This window comes from Rhizobium sp. BK538, from assembly GCF_014197575.1.
In the GTDB taxonomy this organism is placed as follows: domain Bacteria; phylum Pseudomonadota; class Alphaproteobacteria; order Rhizobiales; family Rhizobiaceae; genus Rhizobium.
On sequence record NZ_JACIFT010000017.1, the window covers coordinates 62,245 to 89,220 of the forward strand.

The 26,976-nt window shown below is 59.4% G+C and carries 21 protein-coding genes; 13 read left to right on the plus strand and 8 right to left on the minus strand.

What is annotated here, in order from left to right; genetic code table 11:
- Window positions 1-17: 17 nt before the first annotated feature.
- From FHX09_RS21000 to FHX09_RS21020, 5 genes are all read left to right on the plus strand, one after another.
- Complete coding sequence (locus FHX09_RS21000) at window positions 18-1,226, plus strand: glycosyltransferase family protein (RefSeq protein ID WP_132588233.1); 1,209 nt, start codon at window positions 18-20, stop codon at window positions 1,224-1,226.
- An 11-nt stretch (window positions 1,227-1,237) separates the two neighbouring features.
- A complete protein-coding gene (locus FHX09_RS21005) occupies window positions 1,238-2,485 on the plus strand; it encodes a glycosyltransferase (RefSeq protein WP_132588287.1) in 1,248 nt (415 codons plus the stop codon).
- A complete protein-coding gene (locus FHX09_RS21010; RefSeq protein ID WP_132588234.1) occupies window positions 2,482-3,615 on the plus strand; it encodes a glycosyltransferase in 1,134 nt (377 codons plus the stop codon). Before FHX09_RS21005 ends, FHX09_RS21010 begins: the two co-directional genes overlap by 4 nt.
- Before the next feature lie 195 nt (window positions 3,616-3,810).
- Window positions 3,811-6,525 carry an ABC transporter ATP-binding protein gene (locus FHX09_RS21015; protein ID WP_132588235.1) on the plus strand — a complete coding sequence of 905 codons (2,715 nt, stop codon included), beginning with the start codon at window positions 3,811-3,813 and terminating at the stop codon, window positions 6,523-6,525.
- Between the two features lie 92 nt (window positions 6,526-6,617).
- Complete coding sequence (locus FHX09_RS21020; RefSeq protein WP_132588236.1) at window positions 6,618-7,088, plus strand: cyclic nucleotide-binding domain-containing protein; 471 nt, start codon at window positions 6,618-6,620, stop codon at window positions 7,086-7,088.
- A gap of 73 nt (window positions 7,089-7,161) precedes the next feature.
- On the opposite strand, the gene FHX09_RS21025 is transcribed toward FHX09_RS21020, so the two are convergent.
- Window positions 7,162-8,493 carry an MFS transporter gene (locus FHX09_RS21025; protein WP_132588237.1) on the minus strand — a complete coding sequence of 444 codons (1,332 nt, stop codon included), beginning with the start codon at window positions 8,491-8,493 and terminating at the stop codon, window positions 7,162-7,164.
- Between the two features lie 384 nt (window positions 8,494-8,877).
- On the opposite strand from FHX09_RS21025, the gene cyoA reads away from it, so the two are divergent.
- From cyoA to FHX09_RS21050, 5 genes are read left to right on the plus strand one after another with little or no spacing between them, the layout of a single operon-like run.
- Complete coding sequence (cyoA, locus tag FHX09_RS21030) at window positions 8,878-10,053, plus strand: ubiquinol oxidase subunit II (RefSeq protein WP_132588238.1); 1,176 nt, start codon at window positions 8,878-8,880, stop codon at window positions 10,051-10,053.
- 46 nt (window positions 10,054-10,099) lie between these two features.
- The gene (cyoB, locus tag FHX09_RS21035; RefSeq protein WP_184450568.1) at window positions 10,100-12,103 is read left to right on the plus strand and encodes a cytochrome o ubiquinol oxidase subunit I; all 2,004 of its coding nucleotides are present in this window, start codon (window positions 10,100-10,102) and stop codon (window positions 12,101-12,103) included.
- Window positions 12,104-12,107: 4 nt separating this feature from the next.
- Entirely contained in the window at window positions 12,108-12,728 is a 621-nt protein-coding gene (gene cyoC / locus FHX09_RS21040; protein ID WP_132588240.1) for a cytochrome o ubiquinol oxidase subunit III, read from the plus strand.
- Window positions 12,725-13,126, plus strand: coding sequence for a cytochrome o ubiquinol oxidase subunit IV (cyoD, locus tag FHX09_RS21045; RefSeq protein WP_007794921.1), 402 nt, complete (start codon window positions 12,725-12,727; stop codon window positions 13,124-13,126). The genes cyoC and cyoD overlap by 4 nt, the downstream gene beginning before the upstream one ends.
- A 46-nt stretch (window positions 13,127-13,172) precedes the next feature.
- Window positions 13,173-13,949 (plus strand): SURF1 family protein, encoded by a 777-nt coding sequence (locus FHX09_RS21050; protein WP_183718613.1) that lies wholly within the window; start codon window positions 13,173-13,175, stop codon window positions 13,947-13,949.
- Here FHX09_RS21050 and FHX09_RS21055 read toward each other — a convergent pair.
- The gene (locus FHX09_RS21055) at window positions 13,925-15,331 is read right to left on the minus strand and encodes an FAD/NAD(P)-binding protein (RefSeq protein ID WP_132588242.1); all 1,407 of its coding nucleotides are present in this window, start codon (window positions 15,329-15,331) and stop codon (window positions 13,925-13,927) included. The two genes, FHX09_RS21050 and FHX09_RS21055, sit on opposite strands and share 25 nt — an antisense overlap.
- 450 nt (window positions 15,332-15,781) lie before the next feature.
- Here FHX09_RS21055 and FHX09_RS21060 point away from each other — a divergent pair, with 450 nt between their 5' ends.
- From FHX09_RS21060 to FHX09_RS21070, 3 genes are read left to right on the plus strand one after another with little or no spacing between them, the layout of a single operon-like run.
- Window positions 15,782-17,602 carry an ABC transporter ATP-binding protein gene (locus tag FHX09_RS21060; RefSeq protein WP_184450581.1) on the plus strand — a complete coding sequence of 607 codons (1,821 nt, stop codon included), beginning with the start codon at window positions 15,782-15,784 and terminating at the stop codon, window positions 17,600-17,602.
- Window positions 17,603-19,501, plus strand: coding sequence for an ABC transporter ATP-binding protein (locus FHX09_RS21065; RefSeq protein ID WP_132588243.1), 1,899 nt, complete (start codon window positions 17,603-17,605; stop codon window positions 19,499-19,501).
- A 48-nt stretch (window positions 19,502-19,549) separates the two neighbouring features.
- Complete coding sequence (locus FHX09_RS21070) at window positions 19,550-20,581, plus strand: aldo/keto reductase (RefSeq protein ID WP_132588244.1); 1,032 nt, start codon at window positions 19,550-19,552, stop codon at window positions 20,579-20,581.
- A 41-nt stretch (window positions 20,582-20,622) separates the two neighbouring features.
- On the opposite strand, the gene FHX09_RS21075 is transcribed toward FHX09_RS21070, so the two are convergent.
- The 6 genes from FHX09_RS21075 to FHX09_RS21100 form a co-directional block, all read right to left on the minus strand.
- Window positions 20,623-21,693 carry an ABC transporter ATP-binding protein gene (locus FHX09_RS21075; RefSeq protein ID WP_132588245.1) on the minus strand — a complete coding sequence of 357 codons (1,071 nt, stop codon included), beginning with the start codon at window positions 21,691-21,693 and terminating at the stop codon, window positions 20,623-20,625.
- Window positions 21,690-22,517: a carbohydrate ABC transporter permease gene (locus FHX09_RS21080; RefSeq protein ID WP_132588246.1), complete on the minus strand. Its 828-nt coding sequence runs from the start codon at window positions 22,515-22,517 to the stop codon at window positions 21,690-21,692. Before FHX09_RS21080 ends, FHX09_RS21075 begins: the two co-directional genes overlap by 4 nt.
- Window positions 22,514-23,416, minus strand: coding sequence for a sugar ABC transporter permease (locus FHX09_RS21085; protein WP_184450569.1), 903 nt, complete (start codon window positions 23,414-23,416; stop codon window positions 22,514-22,516). Before FHX09_RS21085 ends, FHX09_RS21080 begins: the two co-directional genes overlap by 4 nt.
- Before the next feature lie 110 nt (window positions 23,417-23,526).
- Window positions 23,527-24,759, minus strand: a complete 1,233-nt coding sequence (locus FHX09_RS21090; RefSeq protein WP_132588247.1) for a sugar ABC transporter substrate-binding protein — start codon at window positions 24,757-24,759, stop codon at window positions 23,527-23,529.
- A gap of 65 nt (window positions 24,760-24,824) precedes the next feature.
- Complete coding sequence (locus tag FHX09_RS21095) at window positions 24,825-25,727, minus strand: sugar phosphate isomerase/epimerase (RefSeq protein WP_007794886.1); 903 nt, start codon at window positions 25,725-25,727, stop codon at window positions 24,825-24,827.
- A gap of 11 nt (window positions 25,728-25,738) precedes the next feature.
- Window positions 25,739-26,773 (minus strand): Gfo/Idh/MocA family oxidoreductase, encoded by a 1,035-nt coding sequence (locus FHX09_RS21100; protein WP_132588249.1) that lies wholly within the window; start codon window positions 26,771-26,773, stop codon window positions 25,739-25,741.
- Between the last annotated feature and the right edge of the window lie 203 nt (window positions 26,774-26,976).

Consider the following 26,976-nt stretch of genomic DNA (forward strand, 5'->3'; position numbering starts at 1 on the left):
GCGCAGAAGGAGTGCCCATGGCACGGCGCCTGGAAGATGCCCGCATCCTCATGTATAGCCACGACACGTTCGGGCTTGGTCATTTGCGCCGTTGCCGCGCGATCGCCCATGCACTGGTCGAGGACTATCGCGGGCTTAACATTCTCATCATCTCCGGAGCCACGATTGCCGGCGCATTCGATTACCGCGCACGCGTCGACTTCGTGAAGATTCCGAGCGTGATCAAGCTGCGCAACGGCGAATACACGTCGATGGCGGGTCATATCGATTTGCATGAAACGCTGAAAATGCGAGGCTCGAGTATTCGCCACACCGCCGAAACCTTCCAGCCCGACATTTTCATCGTCGACAAGGAGCCAATGGGGCTGAAAGGCGAGGTCGAGGAGACACTGGCCTATCTGAAGGCGCGCGGCACTGTTTTGGTGCTTGGCTTGCGCGAGATCATGGATGCACCGCACCTGCTTGATGCCGAATGGAAGCGCAACGGCATCATGCAGAAGATCGACCAGTATTACGATTCCGTCTGGGTCTATGGTCCGCCGGATTTCTACGATCCGCTGGTCGGCCTCGATGTTCCCGCAAGCGTGCGCAGGAAAATGGATTTCGTCGGCTTCCTGCAACGCAGCGTCTCCACGAGCAAGACCTCGATCAACGCGCGCTCTGACAACTACATCTTGGTCACGACCGGCGGTGGCGGCGATGGGTCTGATCTCGTGCACGACGTCATGAACGCCTATGAGCATGATCCGACCTTGCAACAAAAGGCACTCGTGGTCCTCGGCCCGTACATGCCTGCAGCCGAGCGCTCGAAGCTGGTCGCCAAGGGGTCCCGCATCCCTTACATCGAGGTAATCGAGTTCGACAACCACATGGAAGAGTTGATGGTGGGCGCCACGGGGGTCGTGGCCATGGGTGGCTACAACACCTATTGCGAAATTCTGTCGTTCGACAAGCCTGCCCTCATTGTCCCTCGGGTGAAGCCACGGGAAGAACAGCTTTTACGCGCCCAGCGGGCGAGCGAGCTCGGCCTGATCGACATGTTGCTGCCGGATCAGTCCGCAAATCCAACGGTCATGTCTGAAGCCCTGAAGCGACTGCCGGAGCGCCTGCCGCCGTCCAAGAGTGGCTGTACCTTGCAACTGAAAGGGCTGGACCATATCTCGCAAACCGTCGGTCATTGGCTGGACGGCCGTAGCCGTCATCTGTCCGTCGTCGGAGCCGAGTGAAGGCCAAGACTTTGTTGCACCGCCGTAAGATTCTCGTCGTGCTGAAAGGCTACCCGCGCCTTTCGGAAACCTTCATCGCCCAGGAACTGCTCGGCCTGGAGAAAGCCGGCTTTGACCTGACCTTGATCTCGATGCGCCGCCCCACCGATAAGAAGCGGCATCCGGTGCACGACGAGATCAGGGCACGCGTCATCTATCTGCCGGAGTATCTACACGAGGAGCCGATCCGCGTCCTTAAAGGCTTTCTTGCGAGCTTCCGCAAGCCGGGGATCAAGGCGCTATGGAAGCGCTTCCTGAAAGACCTGCAGCGTGACGTCTCCCGCAATCGCTTTAGACGCTTGGGGCAAGCGCTGGTGCTCGGCCGCGAGTGGCCTGACAACGGCGAATGGTTGCACGCGCATTTCATCCACACGCCGGCCTCGGTAACGGAGTATGCGAGCATCCTGACAGGCGTGCCGTGGACTTGCTCTGCCCATGCCAAGGATATCTGGACATCGCCTGATTGGGACCTGCACGAAAAACTCGGCAGTGCACGCTGGACGGTGACCTGCACACGAAACGGCTATGAACACATGCGTACGCTGACGCCTCGCAAGGAAGCGGTGCATTTGAGCTACCATGGCCTCGACCTTGCGCGCTTCGCCCATTTCGGCGGTGAGCGATCTCACCGTGACGGCAGCGATCCGGCCGACCCTGTGCCTATTCTCAGCGTCGGGCGGGCAGTGGAGAAGAAGGGCTACGAAACGCTTTTGAGAGCACTTGCGCTTTTGCCCCGCGACCTGAATTGGCGGTTCGAGCATATCGGCGGCGGCGACAAATTGCCGAAGCTGAAGGCTCTTGCTGCGGAACTCAACCTGACGGACCGGATCAGCTGGAAGGGCGCGCTCGCTCAGGACGACGTGCTCGACCACTATCGCCGGGCCGATGTTTTCGCGCTTGCCTGCCGGGTTGCCTCTAATGGCGATCGCGATGGCCTGCCGAATGTGCTGGTGGAGGCATCCAGCCAGCGCCTGCCTTGCGTCTCGACCTCGGTTTCAGGCGTGCCCGAACTCCTTGTCGACGGTGAGAACGGAATGGTGGTTCCACCGCAGGATCCTGTGGCGTTCGCGGGGGCCCTTGAGAAAATGATCCGGGACCCTGCCTTGCGGCTGCGGCTCGGCGATGCCGCGGAACGGCGGGTGCGCGAGCATTTCGATCACGAGGCAAGTATCGATCAACTTGGCCGGCTGTTTGAAGAGGAATGGCAGAAAGCCTCATGAACATGCCCCGCGTCTTTTTCTACGTTCAGCATTTGCTTGGCATCGGCCATATCGCCCGGGCAAGCCGCATCGCCAGCGCGCTCGTTCGCGACGGATTCGACGTCACCGTCGTTACCGGCGGTCTACCGGTCCCCGGTTTCCCCGGAGAAGGCATCAGGACGGTGGCGCTGCCGCCAGTCGTGGCGAGCAATGCAGGTTTCTCAGGGCTTGCCGACGGCAATGGCGTTGCCGCGGACGAGGCGTTCCTAAGCCGGCGTCGCGATCTGCTGCTTTCCGCCTTTCGCGATTGCGCGCCCGATGTCGTGATCATCGAAGCGTTTCCCTTTGGTCGCCGGCAGATGCGTTTCGAGCTGCTTCCGCTCCTTAATGCTGTCAAGGAAGCGCATCCAAGGCCGAAACTGTTCAGCTCGGTGCGCGATATCCTGCAGGAAAACCGCAAGCCGGGGCGCGACGAAGAGACAGTCGAACTGATCCGGAACCATTTTGATGGTGTCCTCGTCCACGGGGATCCCAATTTCGCTCGTTTGGAAGATACCTTTCCTCTGACGTCCGAGATCGCATCCAAAATTCACTATACCGGCATGGTGGCAGCTGCGCGCCCGGCTGCGCCGGAGGAGACCTTCGATGTTATAGCGTCCGCAGGCGGCGGAGCCGTCGGCCTCGATCTGCTTGGCGCCGCCAATGCAGCCGCTGCCATGCTGCCGGCGAACCTGCGGTGGCTGCTTATCAGCGGGCCGAACCTTCCGGAGGATGATTTCGCCGGCCTGGTGAACGCAAGGCCTGCGAATGTTACGCTCGCTCGTTTCCGGAAGGACTTTCCCTCGCTGCTGCGCGGCGCACGTGTTTCCATCTCGCAGGCGGGTTATAATACCGTTGGCGATCTGTTGCAGACGGACTGCAGGGCGATCCTCATCCCATTCGTTGCCGGGGGAGAGACGGAGCAGACGGTTCGCGCCGAGCGGCTGAAGGCGCTTGGGCTTGCAGACATCCTGCCGGAGGCCGGCCTGACGCCGGAGATCGTTGCCGACGCCGTCGCCATGGCACTTGCGACGCCGCGTGCAGCCTTGGTGCCGCTGGATCTGGAGGGGGCGCAGAAAACAGCCGCAATCATTCGTTCATTGACTGGCTGAAACCCTCGCACTTTGCGAAAGTCATGTGATATAAACAACATCCCGGCGAGAATCGGCATGACAACGGCAAGCCGATTCGCCTTGTTTTCATTATGAGATCCGGCGGTCCGGTTGCATGGTCCTGTTTTCGGCATTCCTCTTTGTCTTGCCGCAGGTTCACTGCCCCCAGATTTCCCAGGCAACTGACGGTTAGCAATGGAAAAAAGCCTCGCGCGTTACATTTGGTCGAACACGCGGCTGCAGCAGCTCTGGATCCTAACAGTCGTTGCAGTCTCGATGATCCCCTACTTTCTGTCCTTCGACCTGCCGAAGCAGATCGTCAACGGACCGATTCAGGGTTCGGGCTTTGAGGGCCAGGGCGCAACGCAAACCTTCATGCGCCTCGTCTTCACGTTACCCGTGATCGGCGAAGTCGAGTTGTTCAAGGGTGTCCAGCTTGACCGACTGCAGATGCTGATGGGGCTGAGCCTCGTTTTTCTGGCGCTCGTGGTCCTCAACGGCCTCTTTAAATTCTACATCAATACCTACAAGGGACGGCTTGGCGAGCGGATGCTGCGACGCATCCGCTTCGAGCTGATCGACCGCGTCCTGCGGTTCCCACCGTCGCATTTCAAGCGCATCAAGTCGGCTGAGATCGCCACGATGATCAAGGATGAAGTCGAACCGATGGGTGGCTTCACCGGTGATGCCTTCGTTTCGCCTGCCCTGCTCGGCGGTCAGGCGCTGACGGCGCTCGCTTTCATCATCGTTCAGAATTTCTGGCTCGGGATGATTGCCGCGGCTATTGTCGGCGTACAGGCGGTCGTGATCCCGCGCATGAGAAAGCGCCTGCTCGAGCTTGGTCGCCAACGCCAGCTCACGGCCCGCGAGCTGTCCGGTCGTGTCGGCGAAATCGTCGATGGCATAGGCACGATCCACGGCAACGACACATCGAATTTCGAGCGTGCCGACATTGCCACGCGGCTCGGGTTGATCTTCTCGATCCGATACGATCTCTATCAGTGGAAGTTTTTGGTTAAATTCCTGAACAACTTCCTTGCCCAGGTTACACCGTTTCTGTTTTACGCAATCGGCGGCTATCTCGCGCTCCAGGGCCGACTGGATATCGGCCAGCTCGTCGCCGTCATCAGTGCCTATAAGGATCTGCCCGGGCCGCTCAAGGAACTGATCGACTGGGATCAGATGCGCCAGGACGTGCAGGTCAAGTACCAGCAGGTTTACGAGCAGTTCAATGTCGAGCCACTGATCGACGGCAAGATCCAGGACATTTCGCCAGAAGCGATCGGTGCGCTGACGGCTCCGCTGGTGATTACCAACCTGACCGTCAGCGACGACAGCGGCGCGCGGCTGGTCGATCACGTTTCGGTCGAGATCAAGCCGAACGAAACAGTCGCCGTGGTGGGCCCAAATTCCAGCGGCGCCGAGGCCTTCGCGGAGGCACTCGGGCGCTTGGTGTGGCCGGATTCCGGCCGTGTCACCATCGACGGCAAGGACCTTCTTGATCTGCCTGAATCCATTACTGGCCGGCGCATCTCGTATGCCTCTGCCGACAGCTACTTTTTCCACGGAACGCTGCGGGACAATCTCCTTTACGGCTTGAAACACGCACCCCTGCGAGAGCCGAAGTATGACGGCAAGGAGGCTCAAGAGGCCAAGTGGTATGCTGAGGAGGCCGTCAAGGCCGGTAACCCGACGATGGATATCAACAGCGACTGGGTGGACTATCAGGCTGCCGGCGCGACTGGCCCGGAGGATATCCTGACGGCGATCCGTCCGGTGCTTGATGCGGTCCTGATTTCACAGGACATCCTCGACCTGGCACTGCGATCAACGGTCAACACGAACGTGCATGTCGTGCTCGCCGACCACATCGTCGATCTGCGAACGGCGCTACGCCAGCGCATGCAGGAGATTGAACTTGGCAACATCGTCGTGCCGTTCGATTTCGATGCCTACAATCCTCAGGCCACCGTTGGTGAAAACCTGCTCTTCGGGGCGATGAAGCGACCGATGATGAACAATCGTCGTCTGGCGGCGCATCCGTATTTTCAGACGCTCTTTAGGGAAACTGGCCTCAGCAACGATCTTTACGCCATGGGCTTGGAGATCGCGGAGAACGCGGTCGAACTCTTCCACGATCTGCCGCCAGATCACCCGTTCTTCCAGCAGCTGACCTTCATGACGGCGGATGACATTCCGACCTATCAGGCACTGTTGCAAAAGCTGCAAAGCCGACGCTTCGACGACGCGGCCCCCGAGGAACGCTCCGCGATTATTCGGTTGAGCTTTGCCTATATAGAGCCCAGGCATCGTTTTGGTCTCTTGACGGGCGAGCTGATGGACAAGATCGTCAGTGCCCGCAAACAGTTCCATGAGAACATACCGGATGATCTCGCCGCCGTGATCGAGCGATACGATCCTGAGCATTTCATCTCATCGGCAAGCTTGATGGACAATGTCCTGTTCGGGCGCATTGCCTATCAACAGGCCGACGCGTCCGACCGCATTCGGGCCATCATGGGCGAACTGTTCGACTCGCTCGAACTCTTCGATGACGTCTTGTCGATCGGGCTCGAGTTCGACGTCGGCTCTGGCGGCAAGCGCCTGACCATGGTGCAGCGGCAGAAGCTGAATCTTGCTCGTGCGCTCCTCAAGCGCTCGGACTATTTCGTGTTCAACAGGCCGTTATCAGCCCTCGACCAGCGAGTGCAGGATCAGATCACGCACAACGTTGTGGAAGGGTTGCACAGGGAAGGCGAAAAGCCCGCCATCATCTGGGTGCTGTCTAACGCGAAACTGGCTGAAATCTTTGATCGAATCCTGCTCTTCGACAGGGGCGCCCTGGCCGAAGCCGGCAACTTTCCGGAGCTTTCCGAGCAAAACGGTATGTTCAAGGAACTGTTATCGTAATACTCTATGGGAGGACAATAAGATGGCGTCCCTTGAGAGGTGCCACGGTCTAGCGCCGCGCACCGAACAGTGCGGCAGGGGGTAGTAGGTTTATGCTGCTGAGAGACGAAGTCGAAATGCTGCGGCGGGTGCCGATCTTCTCGAGGATTGCACCGGCGAAACTCAAGCTGTTGGCCTTCACTTCCGATCGAATGACATACAATATCGGTCAGGACCTCTTCCATCAGGGGGATCCGGGCGATGCCGCCTATGTCGTCTTATCTGGTACCGCCGACATTCTTGTCCACTCCTCGGCCGGCGATATCAAGGTCGCCGATGTGGAGCCCAACTCAATCGTCGGCGAAATCGCCATTCTGTGCGATGTCTCCCGTACCGCGACGGTTCGTGCCACGTCGCCGTTGGAAGTTCTGCGCATCAGCAAGGAACACTTCCTGAAATTGCTCAGTGATTTCCCTGAAATGGCCGTCGAGATCATGCGCGTGCTGGCCGACCGCCTTAACCATACGACGGCGGAGCTCACGGCCGCCCGCGCCGCAAAACAGCCGCAGGCGGCGGCGATGTAACGATTTCACCTTCTCTGGAAAGCAAAAGGCCCGCCTCACGATCGTGAGGCGGGCCTTTTGTCGTTTTGCGAGATTAGTCGCGCTGCTCGAGCGCCCTGCTGAAGGCCAGAGCAGCGAGCGTGCAGATGGCGCCCGACAGCAGGTAGTAGCCAACGAAAGCCAAACCGAAGCGGCTGGACAGTGTCAGTGCGACCAAGGGTGCAAAGCCCGCACCGACGAGCCAGGCCAGGTCGGAGGTGAAGGCCGCGCCGGTGTATCGGTAGCCTCTGCCGAACCGCGATGAGATCGAGCCGGTCGCCTGGCCAAAGGACAGGCCGAGGACACCGAAGCCGATGATGACGAAAGCCTCCTGTCCCTTGGAGCCGGCGGCCATCAGCATCGGACCGACGAAGCTGAAGATCGCGATGAGGACCGCGCAGATCGCCAGCTGGGCGCGCCGCCCGATGCGATCGGCGATCATTCCAGAGACGACGATCGCGACGAGACCGACCACGGCGCCGACCATCTGCACCACCATGAACGCGCCGATCGTGTGGGTTCCGTAAAGATAGACCCAGCCAAGTGGGAAGATCGTCACGAGGTGGAACATCGCAAAGCTTGCGAGCGGTACGAAGGCGCCGAGCAGGATATCGCGTCCATGCACCCGCAGCACGTCTCGGATCGGTGCGGCTTCCAGCTCATGCTGCTCCAGGGCAGCGCCGAAATCCGGCGTCATCACGAGACGTAACCGTGCAAACAACGCAACGACGTTGATGGCAAAGGCGACGAAGAACGGATATCGCCAGCCCCAGCTCAAGAAGTCTTCGCTGGAAAGGTTGGCGATGAAGTATCCAAACAGGGCGCTTGCCAGGGCAAAGCCGATGGGCGCGCCGAGCTGCGGGATCATCGCATACCAGCCACGGTGATTTGGAGGCGCGTTGAGCGCCAGCAGCGAGGCGAGGCCATCCCATGCTCCGCCGAGCGCAAAGCCCTGGCCGAGCCGGAACAGCGCCAGCAACGCGATCGACCAGACGCCGATCTCGTTATAACCGGGCAGGAATGCGATCGACGCAGTCGAACCACCGAGTAGAAACAATGCGATCGTCAGCTTGGCGCCGCGGCCGTAGATGCGGTCGATGGTCATGAACACGACAGATCCCACCGGACGTGCCAGAAATGCCAGCGAAAAGATCGCAAAGGAATAGAGCGTCGCCGTCAGCCGATCCGGCGCGAAAGGAAAGATAAGCTGAGGGAAGACCAGCACCGATGCAAGGCCATAGACGAAGAAATCGAAGAATTCCGACATGCGCCCGATGACGACGCCGATCGCGATGCTGCCAGGTGACACCGGCTTATCGGCGTGAATTCGCCGTGCATCCTGTTCCATCGATGTGGACGACGGTCCGTAGTGTGTAGTACTCGCCATTAAAAATGCCTCCCTCATTGAGGCACCCCGTGTGGCAAAGCGCCTCATGAGCGATCTTGATCAAACTCCTGCGCTTATCAAGTCTGATCGATGTAAATAGTTCATCTTGCTGCTCGAAAATTAGATGTGGATGAAAAATCGCGGCCCGTGCCGCGAAATTGGCCTGCAAAAAGGCTGGCATGATCGGCCTTCGCGGATATATTAGCCGTACAAAAAGGTTGGGCGCGAAAATCCTTCGAAATTTTATCAGGATTTTGACTTCCTGCGCCACGTGCCTTATCCCGCAGTGCGGCATTTCTGCTGCGCTGCGACCAAACACCTCATGTTGCTATCGGGTACAGTGCTTTAGTCGCGGTTTGGACGAAACAACAAGAGCATAGAGACGTGCAAAAACTGCCAAGGTTTTCCCGCCATCTCCTCGTTCTGCCACTGCTTTTGGCGCTGGCAGGATGCAATTTGGTGGTCATGTCGCCTTCAGGCGATATCGCTATGCAGCAACGCGACCTGATCATTGTGTCGACGGTTTTGATGCTGCTGATCATCGTTCCGGTGATCTTCCTGACGCTGCTGTTTGCCTGGCGCTATCGCCGTTCCAACGCGGCGGCCACTTATGATCCGGAATGGCACCATTCCACACGTCTCGAGGTGGTCATCTGGTCAGCGCCGTTGGCGATCATCATCGCACTCGGGGCCATCACCTGGATCAGCACGCACAAGCTCGACCCCTTTCGTCCTCTCGATCGGATTGACGCTGAGCGCGCCATCCCGGCCGATACCAAGCCGCTGACCGTTGAAGTCGTCGCGCTCGACTGGAAATGGCTGTTCTTCTATCCCGAACTCGGCATTGCGACCGTCAATGAAATGGCAGCGCCAGTCGACGTTCCGATCAGTTTCAGGATCACCTCCTCGTCGGTCATGAACTCCTTCTACGTGCCTGCGCTTGCGGGTCAGATCTATGCGATGCCCGGCATGGAGACCCGGCTGCATGCCGTCATCAACAAGGAAGGTGTCTTTGACGGCTTTTCGGCCAACTACAGCGGCGCCGGCTTCTCGCACATGCGCTTCAAGTTCCATGGCGTAAACCAAAAGGGATTCGATCAGTGGGTGGCGCAGGTCAAGGAAAAGGGCACGGCACTGAACCGGGACACCTATCTGAAGCTCGAGCGGCCGAGTGAGAGGGAGCCGGTGCGTTATTTCTCGTCGGTCGACAAGGATCTCTTCAATGCAATTCTCAACATGTGCGCGGCACCCGGCAAGATGTGCATGAACGAGATGATGCACATCGACATGATGGGCGGCGGCGGCAAGGAAAGCGCCGAAAATCGCGAGAAGCTGCGCTACGACGACCGTCATGCCAATCAGACCGGTGGCGAACCCGGGGCGCCTGCGGGCGAAAGCCACGATGCCATCGAAGCCAAGCCGGCAGACGCTACGAACGGCACCAACGAGACCAACGACATGCAGAACATGCCGGGAATGCAACATGACGGTCACGCGATGCCCGGCATGGACAGCCGAACCGGCGGCGAGACGACGCCTGCGCAATCAAACAGCAACTAAGACCTGGCGCTTTGCGTCGATACGACATCAATGAACGGGTTCATCCATGTTTTCCAATCCTGACCTCCTGAAGTTCATCTTCGGTCGGTTGACCCTAGATTCGATCCCCTATCACGAGCCTATCCTGGTCGTGACCTTCGCGGCCGTCGCGCTAGGTGGCATCGCGCTTCTGGGTGTTGTTACCTATTTCAAGCTCTGGGGTTACCTCTGGCGCGAGTGGCTGACGAGCGTCGATCACAAGAAGATCGGCATCATGTATGTCATCCTTGCGCTCATCATGCTGCTGCGCGGCTTCTCCGACGCAATCATGATGCGCCTCCAGCAGGCCATTGCCTTCAACGGATCGGGTGGCTACCTGCCGCCGCATCACTACGACCAGGTCTTCACGGCCCATGGCGTCATCATGATCTTCTTCATGGCGATGCCGTTCGTCACGGGCCTGATGAACCTTGTGGTGCCGCTGCAGATCGGCGCGCGAGACGTATCCTTCCCGTTCCTGAACAACTTCTCGTTCTGGATGACGACGGCAGGCGCGATCATCATCATGATCTCGCTTTTCGTCGGCGAATTCGCGCAGACCGGTTGGCTTGCCTATCCGCCGCTGTCGGGATCCGACTATAGTCCGGGCGTCGGCGTCGATTACTACATCTGGGGCTTGCAGGTGGCAGGTATCGGCACGACCCTGTCAGGGATCAACCTGATTGCGACCATCGTCAAGATGCGTGCACCCGGCATGAGCTTCATGAAGATGCCGGTCTTCACCTGGACGGCGCTCTGCACCAACATCCTGATCGTCGCGACCTTCCCGATTCTGACGGCGACGCTGGCGCTCCTGTCACTCGACCGCTATGCCGGCACGAACTTCTTCACGAACGACCTCGGCGGCAATCCGATGATGTATGTCAACCTCATCTGGATCTGGGGTCACCCGGAGGTCTACATCCTGGTTTTGCCGGCGTTTGGTATCTTCTCGGAGGTTGTTGCCACCTTCTGCGGCAAGCGCCTCTTCGGTTACGCCTCGATGGTCTACGCCACCTGCGTGATCATGATCCTGTCCTACCTCGTCTGGCTGCACCACTTCTTCACGATGGGTTCGGGCGCAAGCGTCAACTCCTTCTTCGGCATCACGACGATGATCATCTCGATCCCGACAGGGGCAAAGATGTTCAACTGGCTGTTTACGATGTATCGCGGCCGCATCCGCTATGAAGTGCCGATGCTGTGGACGATCGGCTTCATGGTGACCTTCGTCATCGGTGGCATGACCGGCGTCCTGCTCGCCGTTCCCCCGGCCGACTTCGTCTTGCACAATTCGCTCTTCCTGATCGCCCACTTCCACAACGTCATCATCGGCGGCGTCGTGTTCGGCCTGATGGCCGGCGTCACCTACTGGTTCCCGAAGGCGTTCGGCTACAAGCTCGATCCGTTCTGGGGCAAGATGTCCTTCTGGTTCTGGCTGATCGGCTTCTACTTCGCCTTCATGCCGCTCTACGTGCTCGGCCTTATGGGCGTGACGCGTCGTGTATCGCAGTTCGAGGATCCGTCCTTGCAGATCTGGTTCATCATCGCAGCCTTTGGCGCCGTCCTGATCGCGATCGGCATCGCCTCCTTCATCATCCAACTCGTCGTCAGCTTCTTCAAGCGCGAGGAGTTGCGAGATACGACCGGCGATCCCTGGGATGGTCGCACGCTGGAATGGTCGACTTCCTCGCCGCCGCCGGACTACAACTTCGCCTTCACGCCCGTCGTCCACGACCATGATTCCTGGTACGACATGAAGGGGCGCGGCTATGCCCGCCCGCTGGAAGGCTTCAAGCCGATCCACATGCCGAAGAATACCGGAACGGGTGTCATCCTTGGCGCACTCAGCATCGGGCTGGCTTTCGGTCTCATCTGGTACATGTGGTGGCTCGCCATCCTGTCGTTCGCAGCCATGCTTGCGGTCGCGATCGGCCATACCTTCAACTACAAGCGCGACTTCTACATTCCCGCCGAGGAAGTCACGGAAACGGAAGGCAAGCGCACGGCACTGCTTGCCGAGCAGGTGTAAGACCATGAGCGATACTGTGATCGACAAGGCCAATAAGCCTGAATTCTACCTGACCGAGGAGCACCATCCCGAAGGCAGCACGATGCTGGGCTTCTGGCTCTATCTGATGAGCGACTGCCTCATCTTCGCGGTGCTGTTTGCCACCTACGCCGTTCTCGGCCGCAATTATGCGGCCGGACCGTCACCGGCCGATCTCTTTGATCTGCCGCTGGTGGCGATCAACACGTCGATGCTGCTTTTGTCCTCCATCACCTATGGCTTCGCGATGCTGCAGATGGAGCGGAAGGAAAAGAGCGCCACGCTCTTCTGGCTCGCCGTTACCGGCCTCTTCGGTCTCGCCTTCCTTGGGATTGAACTCTATGAGTTCGCGCACCTGATCCACGAGGGCGCGGGTCCAACCCGCAGTGCCTTCCTGTCCGGCTTCTTCACGTTGGTCGGCACGCACGGTCTGCACGTCACCTTCGGCATCGTTTGGCTGGTGACGCTGATGGTGCAGGTATCGCTGCGCGGTCTGATCCCGGAAAACCGTCGCCGCCTGATGTGCCTGTCAATGTTCTGGCACTTCCTCGACGTCGTGTGGATCGGCGTCTTCTCCTTCGTCTATCTTATGGGAGTTCTCGGATGACCTCCAACGCACCCGCAACCGAAGACGCGCACGAAGCCCATCATGGCCACAGCCATGGGCACGAGGCGGCCCACGGCACATTCAAGAGCTATATGATCGGTTTCGTGCTGTCGGTCATTCTGACGGCGATCCCGTTCTGGCTGGTCATGGCCGGCGTATTTGAAAACCCGGCCGTCACTGCTGCCTGGGTTATGGGACTCGCCGCTGTGCAGATCGTCGTTCATATGATCTTCTTCCTTCATATGAATCCGCGCTCGGAAGGTGGCTGGACGATGATGGCGTTGATCTTCACGCTGTTGCTCGTAGCCATCGCGCTCGCCGGTTCCCTCTGGGTCATGCATCATCTGAACACAAACATGATGCCGATGAGCCCGGAAATGATGAAGAACATGCCCTGAGGGCAACGAGCGGGCGGCGGTCACGTCGCCCGCAAAGGTTTTGGCCATGGCCGACATTCCCTCCGAAAAAGCGCAAAGACAACATACCGCCGCCGGGCTCACGATATTCTGCGGTCTCATGGTGTTGCTGATTGCCGCCCTGTTATCGCTCGGTATCTGGCAGGTCGAACGGCTTTCCTGGAAAGAGGATCTGATCGCCCGCGTTGATCAGCGCGTCCATGCAAAGCCGGTTCCAGCGCCTGCACGCGCGCAGTGGGGCGAGGTCAGTCGCGCCAATGACGAATATCGTCATGTGACGGCCGAAGGTATCCTGCAAAACGACAAGGAAACGCTGATCTACGCGTCGACGGCGCTCGGACCAGGCTATTGGGTAATCACCCCGCTCAATCTCTCAAACGGGACCTCTATCCTGATCAACCGCGGCTTCGTACCGACGGACAAGCGCGATGCTGCGACACGCCGCGACGGGCAGGTCCCGTCGGTGAAGATCACCGGACTGCTGAGGATTACGGAGCCGAAAGGCACTCTGATCAAATCCAACGATCCGGCCAATGACCGCTGGTATTCGCGCGATGTGGCAGCGATCGCCGATCGCCGCAATGTCGCAGATGTCGCCCCCTATTTCATCGATGCTGATGCGACGCCCAATCCAGGCGGCCTGCCGGTTGGCGGGCTGACGCAGATCACCTTCCCCAACAACCATTTGGTTTACGCGATTACCTGGTTGGCGCTGGCGATCATGGCTTCGGGGCTACTTGCCTTCGTCGTCCGCAGCGAATTGCGCGCCCGCCGAGCTGATCAGACAGCCTTGCTCCGGGGATAGAAACGTAACGCAACATGCTCTCCCACAGCGTATGCCTGGCTGACGATCTCCGGAACGAGATCGATGTCGGGTAGACTGCCGAGGCCGAGCGGGCCGACGGCAAACAGTCCCTCAACCACCGACCCATCGTCGAGGTAAGGCTGGCCGCGCTGATCGACGGCCAGGCCGAGCGACAATTCGTCTGGCAGGGCCAGGCCTTCTCTTATCAGGCTTGCAAGCAGCGGCGAGGTCAATTGTGGCGCCTGGCAGCGGCAGTCCAGGATACGCTCGGCATGGATGATCTCATCTGACTGCGAGCTGGCCGGCCGGAAGAACAGGCCGCTCAAACCCTGCCGTCCCACGACGCCGCGGCGAAGAACCGTATTGCCACCGGCAAGCTCGCTCTGAAGACGCGCGTAGATGGCCTCGGGTAGTCGGTTGCGATGGCTGTCGTAGATGGCGCGAAGGTGACGGTTGAACTGACGCTTTTGGTGGGCCGGCAGCGCGCGCCAGAGAGAGCGGGCATGCTTGCGCAACCCGTTCATGACGGATTGCCAGCTTCGGCCTTCTTCTTCGGCCTCGCGGCAGGCGCCGCGGATGAAACGCAGGATATCCGGGAGGTTGGACGGCAGAGCGTCCGCAGGAAAAACCGGATCGGCAGAGTTGGGAGTATGGCTCTGGGGTAGGAAACCGTGCCGGGAGAGGATAGTAACCTGCCCTGCATAGCCGGCATCGCGCAATTGCAAGAGCTGATCGACGACCCGGATGCCGCTGCCGAGCAGGACCGTATGCGGTCGCGCGATCAGGCGCTGGGCTCTGACTGGCGAAGGCTCCTGGTCCGGTTCTTCGATCTCCGGCAAGCCGTAGCCGGTGGCGAGAATGACCGTGTCGAATAGCGGATTGGCGGGATTGGCGCTTTCGAGCAGGAAGCGGTTGCCGTGGCTCCTGCGGATCGCCACAACCGGTTCGTGGCAGACCTGAACGGTGATGTCCCTGCGGGCGGACAAGGCTTCGGAGAAGCGTTGATAGACGTAGTCACTGAATATCTCTTTTGGCACGAAGATCTGTCGGAACCCCGGGATAGCCGCGGGCACGGCGGCACGGAATTCCGCGTTGCTACAGAGCCAGTCGTTGAAATCGTCGGAATCGCCAGTGGAAACCGATAGATCCCGCACACGCGTATTCAGGATCGTCGAAGCGCGTGCCGAGGAAAGCGCTTGTCCGCCGCTGACCGACGAATTGGGGTCGAAGAGCTGCAGATGAAAAGGCATGCGCACTGTCTTCATCAGGGCGACCGCCATCATCATTCCGGAAAAGCCGCGGCCGACAATGGCAAAGCGCGGCATGGCGGAAATCTGTGCCGCCGCTTTTGACTTCGAGGAAAAAAGCCCTTGAACCGTCATCTCAACTCCCCTGCGACTTCGCGCATCGTGTCTCGATTGGTTTCAACGCGGGAATAATCGCTCGCGCGTTGAGTTGGTTCACGCAGTTTTGAACCGCCTATTAGTCTATCAAACTGGTCGTGTATGAAAGCTCCAAAAGACGATTTAGGCAAGTCTTTTGTTCCAAGCTCCACAGTCCTCTAGCGATAACGAACGGAAATTGTTTGGATATTTCTAGCCAAATATCGCCGTATCGGTGCCGCTTCTTCGTCTTTTCCAGGCTCACGATAAAATAACCAATTGGTGAATTCTTGACTTGAAGGGCCGAAAGGAATCGGCAAAAGTAAGGGCGCTCATCAATCCCTTCATGGATTCGTCGTCTTTCCGGACCAGCGTCCGACCACACCTCTGTTTGGAACATTACCCGTGAGCAGCGATGCTTTAACACGCGCGACGAAGCCCTCGGCTTCGATGGCGAAGGCGATTGCGGCAGGCTGGGGCAAAGGCCTCTTTACGCTGGTCCGCATCACCGTCATGGCATTTCGCCATCCCTGGCAATCCGGTTTCGCCATTGGCGCAACCCTTGTGGCCTCTACCTTTCAGCTGATGATCCCCCGTCTGCTCGGCCAGGCTGTCGACCACACGCAGATCGCGATGGAAGGCGGTCAGGCAGGGCAACTTGCACAGGATGCGCTGCTGACGACCGCGCTGATGCTGCTCGGCGCCAGCGTCCTACGTGGCATCTTTACGATGATCCAGAACTATTACAGCGAAAGCGTCGGCCACCATATCGGCTACGAGCTACGCCTTGCCTGCTACGAGAAAATCCAGCGCCTATCCTTCAGTTTTCATGACGGCGTCCACTCGGGCGATCTGATTACCGTCGGTCTGCTCGACCTCGAAGGTGTCCGCATGTATTTCTCGACGGCGCTGGTGCGCATGGTGCTGTTGACAATGCTGATTGGCATCGGCGCCTATATGCTGCTTTCCACAGACGTCGTTCTCGGTTTGCTTGCCTTAAGCTTCGTGCCGTTCGTTGGCTGGCGTTCTTCGGTCACGCAGTTGCGATTGCGCGCGACCTGGCTCGACCTGCAGGAGCGGTTGTCAGTGCTGACGCGCATCATGGAAGAAAATCTCGGAGGCATCCGCGTGGTACGGGCCTTCGCCGCGCAGGCGCACGAGATGATGAAGTTCGAGAAGGCCTCGAAGAACGCGTTGACGCTTGCCCACCAGCGCGTCGGAATCCGCGTGGTCAATACCAGCGCCATGACCTTCTCCTTCTTTGCAGCCATGGGTCTCGTGCTCTGGGTTGGCGGCGGCAAGGTCATGTCCGGCGAGATCACGGTCGGCACGCTCGCGTCGTTCCTGACCTTCATGACGATCCTGCAGATGCCGGTCCGCCAGCTTGGCCTCATGGTCAATGCCTTCGCGCGCGCATCGACTTGCGGCACGAGGCTTTTCAATTTGCTCGACCTCGAAATTGCAGTGCGCGATGCGCCTGACGCCAAGGATCTGGTGCTTACCGAAGGGACGCTTCGCTTCGAGAATGTAAGCTTCGCCTATCCGAGCTCGCCGATGCACGAGGTGCTGGGCAATGTCTCCTTCGAAGCAAAACGCGGTGAGACGATCGGCATTGTCGGACCGCCGGGCAGCGGCAAGTCGACTCTTGCTCATCTGATCCCGCGGTTTTACGACGTCACGAAGGGCAAGATCACCATTGACGGGCAGGATATCCGCAAGGCGACACTGCAGTCGCTTCGTCGCGCGGTCGCGGTTGTCCAGCAGGATTCCTTCCTGTTCACGACCTCGATCGAAAACAACATCGCCTACGGCGATCCTTGGGCAAAGGAAGGCCGCATCGAGCGCGCAAGCGAAAGCGCACAATTGCACAACTACGTGCTTGGCCTGCCGACCGGCTACGGCACGGTGGTTGGCGAACGCGGCGTATCATTGTCGGGAGGGCAGCGCCAGCGTTTGTCGATCGCCCGCGCGCTGATGCTAAAACCCGCCGTCATGATCTTTGATGATTCAACGGCGGCGATCGATGCGGCAACCGAACAGCGCATCCGCTCTGCGATGCGCAAGTATGCGGCCGATCGCCTGACGATTATTGTCGCTCATCGCTTGAGCTCGCTGATGCATGCCGACCAGATCCTGTTCGTCGAGAATGGAGAAATCGTCGAGCGCGGCACACACGAGGAGTTGCTGGCCGCGGGCGGGCGCTATAAGGCGCTCTACGATCTACAGGTGCGGCCGGGCGACGACGCCCTCAGCGCCTGGGGAGGAGTATAGATGGCCGAGGAACTGGAAACCGAACGCTCCGACGTTCGCGAGGATGGACGCCGGCCCCCACGCGCAGTTGTCGGTTCCCATCGCGTCGAGGAGGAGATGTTCGGCAAGACCTTCGACGGCAACATCGTCAAGCGAATCTGGGCCTTCGTGCATCCCTACCGCCGGCAAGTCTGGCTTTCGGTGGCCGCCGTGCTGACTTTTACGGCGATGCAGTTGTTGATCCCGCTGATCATCCGCTACGCGATCGATCACGGCATGCAGCCGCAAGGAGGCCATTCGGCGCTGACATGGGCGACGGTAACCTTTCTTGTGGCGATCCTGATCAACTACGGCGCCAGCTATGCGCAGGAGACGCTGGTTGGCAATGTCGCCGAAGAGGTGCTCTTCGACATCCGCAAGGCGATGTTTTCGCACCTGCAGCGGGTTTCTCTCTCCTTTATGGACAAGACCGAGGTCGGCCGCCTGATGTCGCGCCTGCAGGGTGACGTCAATTCGATGCAGGAGTTCCTGGAAACCTCCGTCCTGTCGGTCGGCGATATCGCGCTGCTGTTCGGCATTGTCTTCGTGATGCTCTATCTCGACTTCAAGCTTGGCCTTTTGACGCTCTCGGTCCTGCCGATCCTTTTCGTCGTGCGGCTTTTCTGGCTGCCTCTGGCCCGCAAGTCCTTCATGGCAGCGCACGAGACCAATTCCGTCGCCAACGGAGCGCTGGCCGAGGCGATCCACGGCGTAAGAGCGGTCCAGAGCATGGACCGCCAGGGGGTCAACTTCATGCTCTATGACGACAAAGCGAAGGCCAATCTGAAGACGCACCTGACAGCGGCACGCTATGCCCAGGTGATGGTGCCGATCGTCGACTCGCTGACCGGTGTCGCCATGGCGCTCGTCATCGTCGTCGGGGGCGCGCGTGTTCTGAACCAAGCACTCGATGTTGGCGTCCTTGTTGCATTCCTGTTCTATATCCAGCGCTTCTTCGACCCGATCCGCTCGCTGACGCTGCAATATTCGGTGATGCAGCGCGCCATGGCTTCCGGTCAGCGATTGACCGAAGTTCTCGACGTGCCCGTCGAGATCAAGGACGCCCCAGATGCCAAGGAATTGTCCGCCGACATGGACGGGTCAGTGGAATTTCGCGATGTGGTCTTCGGCTATCATCGGAAGCATCCGGTTCTCAAGCATGTCAGTTTCAAGGTGAACCCGGGCGAGACGGTCGCACTTGTTGGGCCGACGGGTTCGGGCAAGTCGAGCTGCATGTCGCTGATCCATCGCTTCTACGACGTCCAGCAGGGACAGGTGTTGGTCGGCGGGCACGACGTGCGCAACCTGACCCAGGATTCGCTTGGCGATCAGATCGCCATGGTCCTTCAGGAGCCATTCCTGTTTACGGGTACGGTCTTCGAGAACATTCGCTATCACAAGGTGGAAGCGACCCGCCAACAGGTCATTGAGGCGGCCAAGGCCGTCGGCGCTCACGACTTCATTATGCGCCTTGCGCAGGGCTACGACAGCATGCTCGGCGAACGCGGCGGCAACCTTTCGCTCGGCCAGCGTCAGCTCTTGAGCTTTGCCCGTGCGCTGGTGGCCGACGCGAAAATACTGGTCCTCGACGAGGCGACGGCCAATATCGACAGCTATACGGAAATGCTGATCCAGAAGGCGCTGGTCAAGCTGCTCGAAAACCGCACGGGGCTTGTTATCGCCCACCGCCTCGCCACGATCAGGGAGGCCGATCGCATCATCGTCCTGCAGAACGGTGAGTTGATCGAAAGCGGTAACCACCAGGAACTGATGAGAAACCGCAAGCTTTATTCGCGGCTTTATAACCTGAACTACGCGTCCTTCGACGACATTCCGGACGCCGTGCTCGAAGAGACAACGACGAACGGTTCAGCGACATAGGACAAACCTTTCCAAGCAACGCCACTATTTCGAAGAGGAGGATCTTCCATGGATTACCGCAAGCTTGGCCATAGCGGTGCAGTCGTCACCGCCTACTGCCTTGGCACCATGACGTTCGGTGCAGAGGCTGACGAAGCGGCTTCGCACAAACTGCTTGACGACTATTTTGCCTGGGGCGGAAACTTCATCGACACCGCTGACGTTTATAGCGCCGGCAAGTCGGAAGAGATCATTGGGCGATGGCTCAAGGCGCGGCCCACGGAAGCCAAGCAGGCCGTGATCGCGACCAAGGGACGGTTCCCGATGGGGCCCGGTCCGAACGACATCGGTCTTTCTCGCCGCCATCTGAACCAGGCGCTCGATGCCTCGCTTGCGCGCCTTGGCCTCGAGCACATCGATCTTTATCAAATGCACGCCTGGGACGCGCTGACGCCGATCGAGGAGACGCTGCGCTTTCTCGATGATGCCGTCTGCGCCGGCAAGATCGGCTATTACGGCTTTTCCAACTATGTCGGATGGCAGATCGCCAAGGCCGTCGAGATCGCCAAGGCACGCGGCTACACCCGGCCGGTGACGTTGCAGCCACAGTATAACCTGCTGGTGCGCGACATCGAGTTTGAGATCGTAGCCGCTTGCCAGGATGCCGGTATGGGCTTGCTGCCGTGGTCACCGCTCGGCGGCGGCTGGCTGACGGGTAAGTACCGGCGCGACCATATGCCGACGGGTGCCACCCGTCTTGGGGAGAACCCGAACCGGGGCATGGAATCTTATGCGCAGCGGAATGCGCAGGAGCGGACATGGGCGATCATCGAGACGGTGGAGGCGATCGCCAAGGCCCGTGGTGTCAGCATGGCACAGATCGCCCTTGCCTGGACTGCGGCGCGACCAGCGGTGACATCGGTCATTCTGGGAGCACGAACGAGTGAGCAGCTTGCGGACAATCTCGCCGCGGCAAAGCTTTCGCTTTCCGAAGAGGAGATGACGAAGCTAAGCGACGTCAGCCAGCCCCATGTTTCCGACTACCCCTATGGCACCGGCGGCACCAACCAGCGGCATCGCAAGATCGAAGGCGGACGCTGAAGACCAGTCGAGGCGGCCGGATCCGGTCGGCCGCCAATGGTTCAGAGTCGGATACCGCTCGTCTCGTCGAACAGATGCAGCTGTGAGGGATCGATGATCACGCCGATCGTCTCGCCCGCCCGCGCCATGCCGCGGCCCGTCTCGACGATGGTCAATTCGGGTGTCGTCGCAGCCGTGACGAAGGTCGATGAGCCGGTCGATTCGACGACTGCCACTGGCACGTCGAACGTGCCCTGCCCCGGCGCCGTTAGGCCGATATGTTCGGGACGAATGCCGGCGGTCACCTTGCGCCCCGGCTGGACCTGATGGTCGGTCGCAATCTTGTGCTTCACGCTGCCAAGATCGATCGTCAGGCTTTTGCCGTCTTCGGCGACGACGGCCGGGATGAAGTTCATGGCGGGGGAGCCGATGAAGCCCGCAACGAACTTGTTGGCGGGCTTGTCGTAAAGATCCAGCGGCTTGCCCTGCTGCTCGATCACGCCTTCGCGCATGACGACAACATGGTCGGCCATCGTCATCGCCTCGATCTGGTCATGCGTGACGTAGACCGAGGTTGCATGCAGCCGATCGTGCAGCGCGCGGATTTCCTTGCGCATGTGAACACGCAGCGCTGCGTCGAGGTTGGAGAGCGGCTCGTCGAACAGGAATGCCTTCGGATGACGGATGATGGCGCGGCTCATCGCGACACGCTGGCGCTGGCCGCCCGAAAGCTCACGCGGGTAACGCTTGAGCAAATGCGACAGGCCGGTGGTCGCCGCAACCTCTTCCGCCGCCTTGCGGGCTTCAGCCTTGGCGACGCCGCGAATGCGCAGGCTGTAGGTCAGGTTCTCCTCGACGGTCATGTGCGGATAAAGCGCGTATGACTGGAAAACCATGGCGACGTCGCGCTTGCGCGGCGGCACGTTGTTCATCAGCTGGCCGGCAATCTTCAACTCGCCTTCGGAAATGCTTTCAAGGCCCGCAAGCGAACGCAGAAGGGTGGACTTGCCGCAGCCGGACGGGCCGACGAGTGCGACGAAGGTGCCCTTTGCGATCGACAGGTTGATGTTCTTCAGGGCATGGAATGCGCCGTAGTGCTTGTTGACGCCGCTGAGCTCGATCTGATTGGTCATTTGAGGGCTCCAGAGGTGAGGCCGGATACGATGCGGCGCTGCAAGAGAACGAAGATGGCAAGGATCGGTGTCACATACATCGTGGCGTAAGCCATGATGTTGTTCCACTCGTTGGTGTTCGGTCCCATGAAGGAGTTGAGACCGACGCTCGCCGGTTGGAGATCGACCGCCTGGATCATCGACTTCGAATAGACGAACTCGCCGAAGGCCTGCATGAAGATCAGGATGGCGCTGACCAAGATGCCGTTGCGGGCAAGCGGCAACACGATATTGAAGAAAGCGCCGACGCGGCTGTTGCCGTCGACGAGCGCGGCCTCCTCGAGTTCCATCGGCACCGCCATGAAGGTGGCGCGCACCAGGACGACGAAGAACGGCATGCTTTTGGCAGCAATCGCGATGATGACGGCAAGGCGTGGATGGTCGAGCATCCCGAATTGCGAAAATCCGACGAAGATCGGCGTCACCATCAGCGATGCAGGCAAGACCTGCAGCATCAGGATCAGGAAGAGACCGACATCCACCCAGACGTTGCGATAGCGCGCCAGAACATAGGCGCAACCAACGCCGAGAACGGTAATCAATGTAACGGCGCCGACCGCGATGACCAGCGAGTTCCAGAGATAGCGACCCATGTTGCGGCTTTCCCAGACATAGCCGAAGGTGCCCCATTGCGGATCGCCGGGCCAGAAGCTTGGCGGCGTGGCGAACATCTCCGACCCGCCCTTGATGGCCGTGACGTACATCCAGTAGAGCGGGAATAGATAAATCGCCGCCATGACGATGGCGATCACAAGCATAAGGCGGTTGCGTGTTGTCTCACTCATCCGCGCACCTCATGGCGCGTGGAGCGGACATAGACGACCGAGGCGAACATGACGAAGATGATCATGATGACGGAGATGGTCGCGCCCTTGGCGAAATCATACTGGCGGAAGGACAAGTCCCAGGCCCAGTATTGCGTGACGTTGGATGAGTTGTTCGGACCGCCGGACGTGATCGCGGCAAAGAGGTCGAACTGCTGAAGCGTGAAGATCAGGCCAAGCGCGATGATGGCGCCGATCGTCGAACGCATCATCGGCAGCGTGATCGTCCAGAAGCGTTGCCAGGCATTGGCGCCATCGAGTTCCGCCGCCTCATAGAGGTCGCCGGGGATACCGGACAGGCCGACCGATAGCAGGATCATGTTGAAGGCCGTTCCCAGCCAGACGTTGGCGATGATGACGGCATAGAGCGAAAAGTGTGGATCGGAGCGCCAGAAGATATTGCTGCCGATGATGCCGCTCTCCTTGAGAATAAAATTGAGGACGCCGAAATCGCCCGAAAGGATCCAGTTCCAGATCGCACCGACAACGAGGCCGGGCATGACCCAGGAGACGAGGAACAGGCCGCGCAGCCACGAGGCGCCCGGGAAATTGACCCAGAAGAACAGCGCAAGACCGAATCCGATCAGGAACTGCCCCGCGATCGAGCCGACCACGAAGATCACGGTATTGCCGAGGATCGGCCAAGTTTCCGGCTGGGCAAAGAGATCGGTATAGTTCTTGAAGCCGACGAAGGGACGCGAAAAGGTTCCGAGGCTGAACATGTCAACCTCCTGGAAGCTCATCACCACATTGTAGATAAGCGGCAATCCCGCCATCAGGAACAGGAACGTCAGCGGAAGGGCGACGAGCGTGATGTCGAAGCCGCGGCCGTCCCTGACACTTGAAAGAATCCGTTTCATCGGTCCTCCAATACTCCGAACGGGGCTGTCTGGAGCTTGCGCTGGAAGACAGCCCCTGCCGGGAGGAAATCGTGGGATGGCCCGAAAGCCATCCGGTTATGCGAGGGATACTAGCCAAGAACAGCCTTGATCTTGTCGGCAGCCTGATCGAGTGCGTCCTTCGGGCTCATCTGACCGGTCAGAGCAGCCTGGATGGCGTCCTGGATCGCCTTGGAGATCTTTGGCCATTGCGGGTTCGGGCCACGCGGCTTGGCGTATTTCAGCTGTTCGATGAAGACTTTCAGCGCCTCGTCCTTCAGCTTCTCGCCGGTCTGCGGGATGGTGATGTCGGAACGGGCCGGAAGCTGGCCGTAGTTCTTGAACATCTTGTCGTCCTGGGAGGCAAAGAACTCGAGTGCCTTGAAGGCTTCGGCCGGATGCTTCGAGCTGGCAAAGATCGCCCAGTTGAAGTCGCCCATGGCGGAAGAACGCTCGGCCCCTTCCTTTGGAACCGGAAGCAGGGCTACGCCCCAATCAAACTTCGCTTCCTTCATCATGCGATCGAGCTCCCAGGGACCAGAGATCGCCATGGCGGCATTTCCCGAATTGAAGGTGCCGGTCGAATCCCACTGGCCGCGGGTCAGCGTGTCCGGAGAAGCAAGCTTCTCGTCCATGATCGTCTTCCAGGTTTCCAGTGCCTTGACCGCGCCTTCGGCATTGATGTTCTCATAGCCGCCGCCTGCCATCTGGGCCCAGGGAAGGAACTGGAAAGTGCCCTCCTCGTTCGCCTTGGCGGAGAAGGCCAGGCCATAGACATTCTTGGCCGGGTCGGTCAGCTTGCGCGCATCCTCGACAAGTTCGTCCCAGGTCTGCGGCGGCTTGTTCGGATCAAGACCCTTCGCCTTGAACATGTCTTTGTTGTAGTAGAGCGCGATCGTATTGGTCGCCTTCGGAATGCCGTAGTACTTGCCGTCCCATTCGACCGATTTCAGCGGACCAGGGAAGTAGTTTTCCGGCTTGATGGCCGACGATCCCTTGATCATGTCGGTGATATCGAGGAAGGCACCACGCGATGCGAACATGGCATGCTCGGGGTTGTCGACCGCGATGATGTCAGGAGCCTGGCCGGTGGCATAGGCGCGCATGGCTTCGGTGACGACGTCATCGAACTGGATCAGACGATACTCGATCTTGATGCCGTTGTTCTGCGCGTTGAATTCCTTGACGAGGTTCGGCGCCGGCTGAATGTCCTTGTCCAGCGACCAGAGGGTCAAGGTGACGTCCTCGGCCTTGGCGGCCAGGCCGAAGAGAGAGACGCCTGCAAGCGCCAAGGCGCCGATCATTGCAAACTTGCGGATACCCATAGTTCTCCTCCTTTGTGGTTATCCTATCGGAAGCCGGCGATTCCTCCTCGCCGGCCACGATGTCATCAGACCGGATCGACGACGAAGTCGCCGCCCCGGGCATGCTTGAGATGGTTCAGTGCGTAGACCTGGCCGGTCATTTCCAAGTCGTCGCGATAGACCGGATCGTGCCAGCCTTCGATATCGATCGAACCGGACCAGCCGGCCAGGCGCAGTTCGGAAATAATGTCCGTCCAGTTGCTGTCGCCGAAGCCTGGCGTGCGCATGAAGACGAACTTCTCTTTGCCGAAGATGCCGTGTTCCTTGATGACGTCCCAACGGATCGTCGCGTCTTTTCCATGCACGTGAAAGATCTTCTTGGCCCATTTGCGGATCTGTGGCAGTGGCTCGATCAGATAGACCATCTGATGGCAAGGCTCCCACTCAAGGCCGATGTGATCGTCCGGCGTTTCGTTGAAGATCAGTTCCCAGGCGTCCGGGTTGTGGGCGATGTTCCAGTCGCCGGTCGCCCAGTTGCCGTCCATGGCGCAGTTTTCGAAGGCGATCTTGACGCCCTTGTCGGCTGCACGCTTTGACAGCTCGCTCCAGATCTCCTTGTAGCGAGGCAGGCTGTCGGTCAGCGGCTTGTTACGAATGCGGCCGGTAAAGCCGGCAACACAGGTTGCGCCGAAATGGTGTGCGTTGTCGATGCAGTCCTTCCAGCCCTGCAGTGTCTGCAGGTCGATCTCCGTCGTTTCGAGCGGATTGCCGAACATGCCGAGCGTCGAGATGGTAATGTCGCGATCACCAATGGCATCGACGCAGCGCTTGCCGAGTTCGGCAAGATCCTGGCCGTTCGTCGTCTGCCAGAAGAAGGGCTCGAAGCTTTCAAAGCCCATATCGGCAATCTGGCCGATGCGCTTGTCGGCGCCGCCCTTGGAGGCGCTCACCATGGTGCCGATACGAATGGACTTGGCGGGGTTGCTCACGTCATTAATCCTTATGCTGAAATTTCAATGCGCTTGCCGGTCTTGGCGCTTTCGATCGCGCCGAAGACCATGGCGAGGCTTCTGATATTGTCGGAGCTTGCCGTTTCGGGCCGCTTGCCTGATTTGATCGCCTCGACGAAGCCTGCAATGACGCTGGCATGACCATGCGTTTCTTCTTCGTGCGCGGGCTCGGGAACGTTTACGGGCGTAAAGCCATGCAGGAGGCCGGGCTCATTGCCGACAACCGCTGCATTGAACGTGTCGCCGCCATCCCAGGTCAACATGCCCTTGGAGCCGACGAGACGCCACTCGCTTTCCCAGCTCGTGCGCTCGCCTTCGGCGCACCAGGAGCCGCGGTAGGTGAAGACGACATCGTCAGAAAACTCGAAGGTCGCATTGGCCGAGGCGCCGTGCCTGTACCAGGAGCCTTTCGGATTGCGTTCGACGCAATAGACGGCAAGTGGCTTTTTGTCGGCGACATAGCGGGCGGCATCGAAGGTGTGGATCGCCATGTCGAGCAAAAGGACGTTGTCCATCTCCTCGCGGAAACCGCCGAAATGTGGAGCGAGGAAAAAGTCGCAGTGGATGGCGGTCAGGTCACCGATTGCCCCGTTCTCGATGAAACGGCGCATGCGGCGCACGCCCGAGATGAAGCGGCGGTTCTGGATGATGGCGTGGATCTTGCCGGTCTCGGCAGCAAGATCGATCAGCGCGGCCCCTTCCGCAAGCGAAGTCGCCATCGGCTTTTCGCTGAGAACGTGGCAACCGGCCTTCAGAGCCGTGGAGACGACGTTGAAACGTGCCGTCGGAATGACGACGTCGAACACGATGTCGGCCTTGGCCTTGGCAATGACGTCGGCAAGATCGGTGCCGATGACGGCGCCCTTTAGGCCGAACTCGGCGGCGAGTGCTTCGGCTGCTGCCGGATTGACGTCGACGAGGCCCTTGACCTCGATGGCGGCTTTAAGAGCCGGGGTTTGCTTGATGGCGCGCAACCAGCCCTTGGACATGGCTCCGCACCCGCATAGAACGGCATTCAAAATCACGATTTCCTCCGGTGGATCGTTTCCGGCTTTCCTCCCGAAACGCATCCCGTAAACGTTTACGATACTAAGCGGAAACGTTTCCTGCTGTCAATGCCATCTCGTTTTTACAGAAATGCTGCGAAAAACACTTGAAAACGCGGGCGCTTAGGCAAATGCCTGTCGCACCGCAGCATGAAAAAAGTTCGTTCGAATTTCTGTCGGTA

Bases quoted from the DNA above. Each gene is read 5' to 3' on its own strand.
- FHX09_RS21000 (WP_132588233.1), top strand. From the start codon at position 18: ATGGCACGGCGCCTGGAAGATGCCCGCATCCTCATGTATAGCCACGAC.
- FHX09_RS21010 (WP_132588234.1), top strand. From the start codon at position 2,482: ATGAACATGCCCCGCGTCTTTTTCTACGTTCAGCATTTGCTTGGCATC.
- FHX09_RS21015 (WP_132588235.1), top strand. From the start codon at position 3,811: ATGGAAAAAAGCCTCGCGCGTTACATTTGGTCGAACACGCGGCTGCAG.
- FHX09_RS21020 (WP_132588236.1), top strand. From the start codon at position 6,618: ATGCTGCTGAGAGACGAAGTCGAAATGCTGCGGCGGGTGCCGATCTTC.
- FHX09_RS21025 (WP_132588237.1), bottom strand. From the start codon at position 8,493: ATGGCGAGTACTACACACTACGGACCGTCGTCCACATCGATGGAACAG.
- cyoB (WP_184450568.1), top strand. From the start codon at position 10,100: ATGTTTTCCAATCCTGACCTCCTGAAGTTCATCTTCGGTCGGTTGACC.
- cyoC (WP_132588240.1), top strand. From the start codon at position 12,108: ATGAGCGATACTGTGATCGACAAGGCCAATAAGCCTGAATTCTACCTG.
- cyoD (WP_007794921.1), top strand. From the start codon at position 12,725: ATGACCTCCAACGCACCCGCAACCGAAGACGCGCACGAAGCCCATCAT.
- FHX09_RS21050 (WP_183718613.1), top strand. From the start codon at position 13,173: ATGGCCGACATTCCCTCCGAAAAAGCGCAAAGACAACATACCGCCGCC.
- FHX09_RS21055 (WP_132588242.1), bottom strand. From the start codon at position 15,331: ATGACGGTTCAAGGGCTTTTTTCCTCGAAGTCAAAAGCGGCGGCACAG.
- FHX09_RS21060 (WP_184450581.1), top strand. From the start codon at position 15,782: ATGGCGAAGGCGATTGCGGCAGGCTGGGGCAAAGGCCTCTTTACGCTG.
- FHX09_RS21065 (WP_132588243.1), top strand. From the start codon at position 17,603: ATGGCCGAGGAACTGGAAACCGAACGCTCCGACGTTCGCGAGGATGGA.
- FHX09_RS21070 (WP_132588244.1), top strand. From the start codon at position 19,550: ATGGATTACCGCAAGCTTGGCCATAGCGGTGCAGTCGTCACCGCCTAC.
- FHX09_RS21075 (WP_132588245.1), bottom strand. From the start codon at position 21,693: ATGACCAATCAGATCGAGCTCAGCGGCGTCAACAAGCACTACGGCGCA.
- FHX09_RS21080 (WP_132588246.1), bottom strand. From the start codon at position 22,517: ATGAGTGAGACAACACGCAACCGCCTTATGCTTGTGATCGCCATCGTC.
- FHX09_RS21085 (WP_184450569.1), bottom strand. From the start codon at position 23,416: ATGAAACGGATTCTTTCAAGTGTCAGGGACGGCCGCGGCTTCGACATC.
- FHX09_RS21090 (WP_132588247.1), bottom strand. From the start codon at position 24,759: ATGGGTATCCGCAAGTTTGCAATGATCGGCGCCTTGGCGCTTGCAGGC.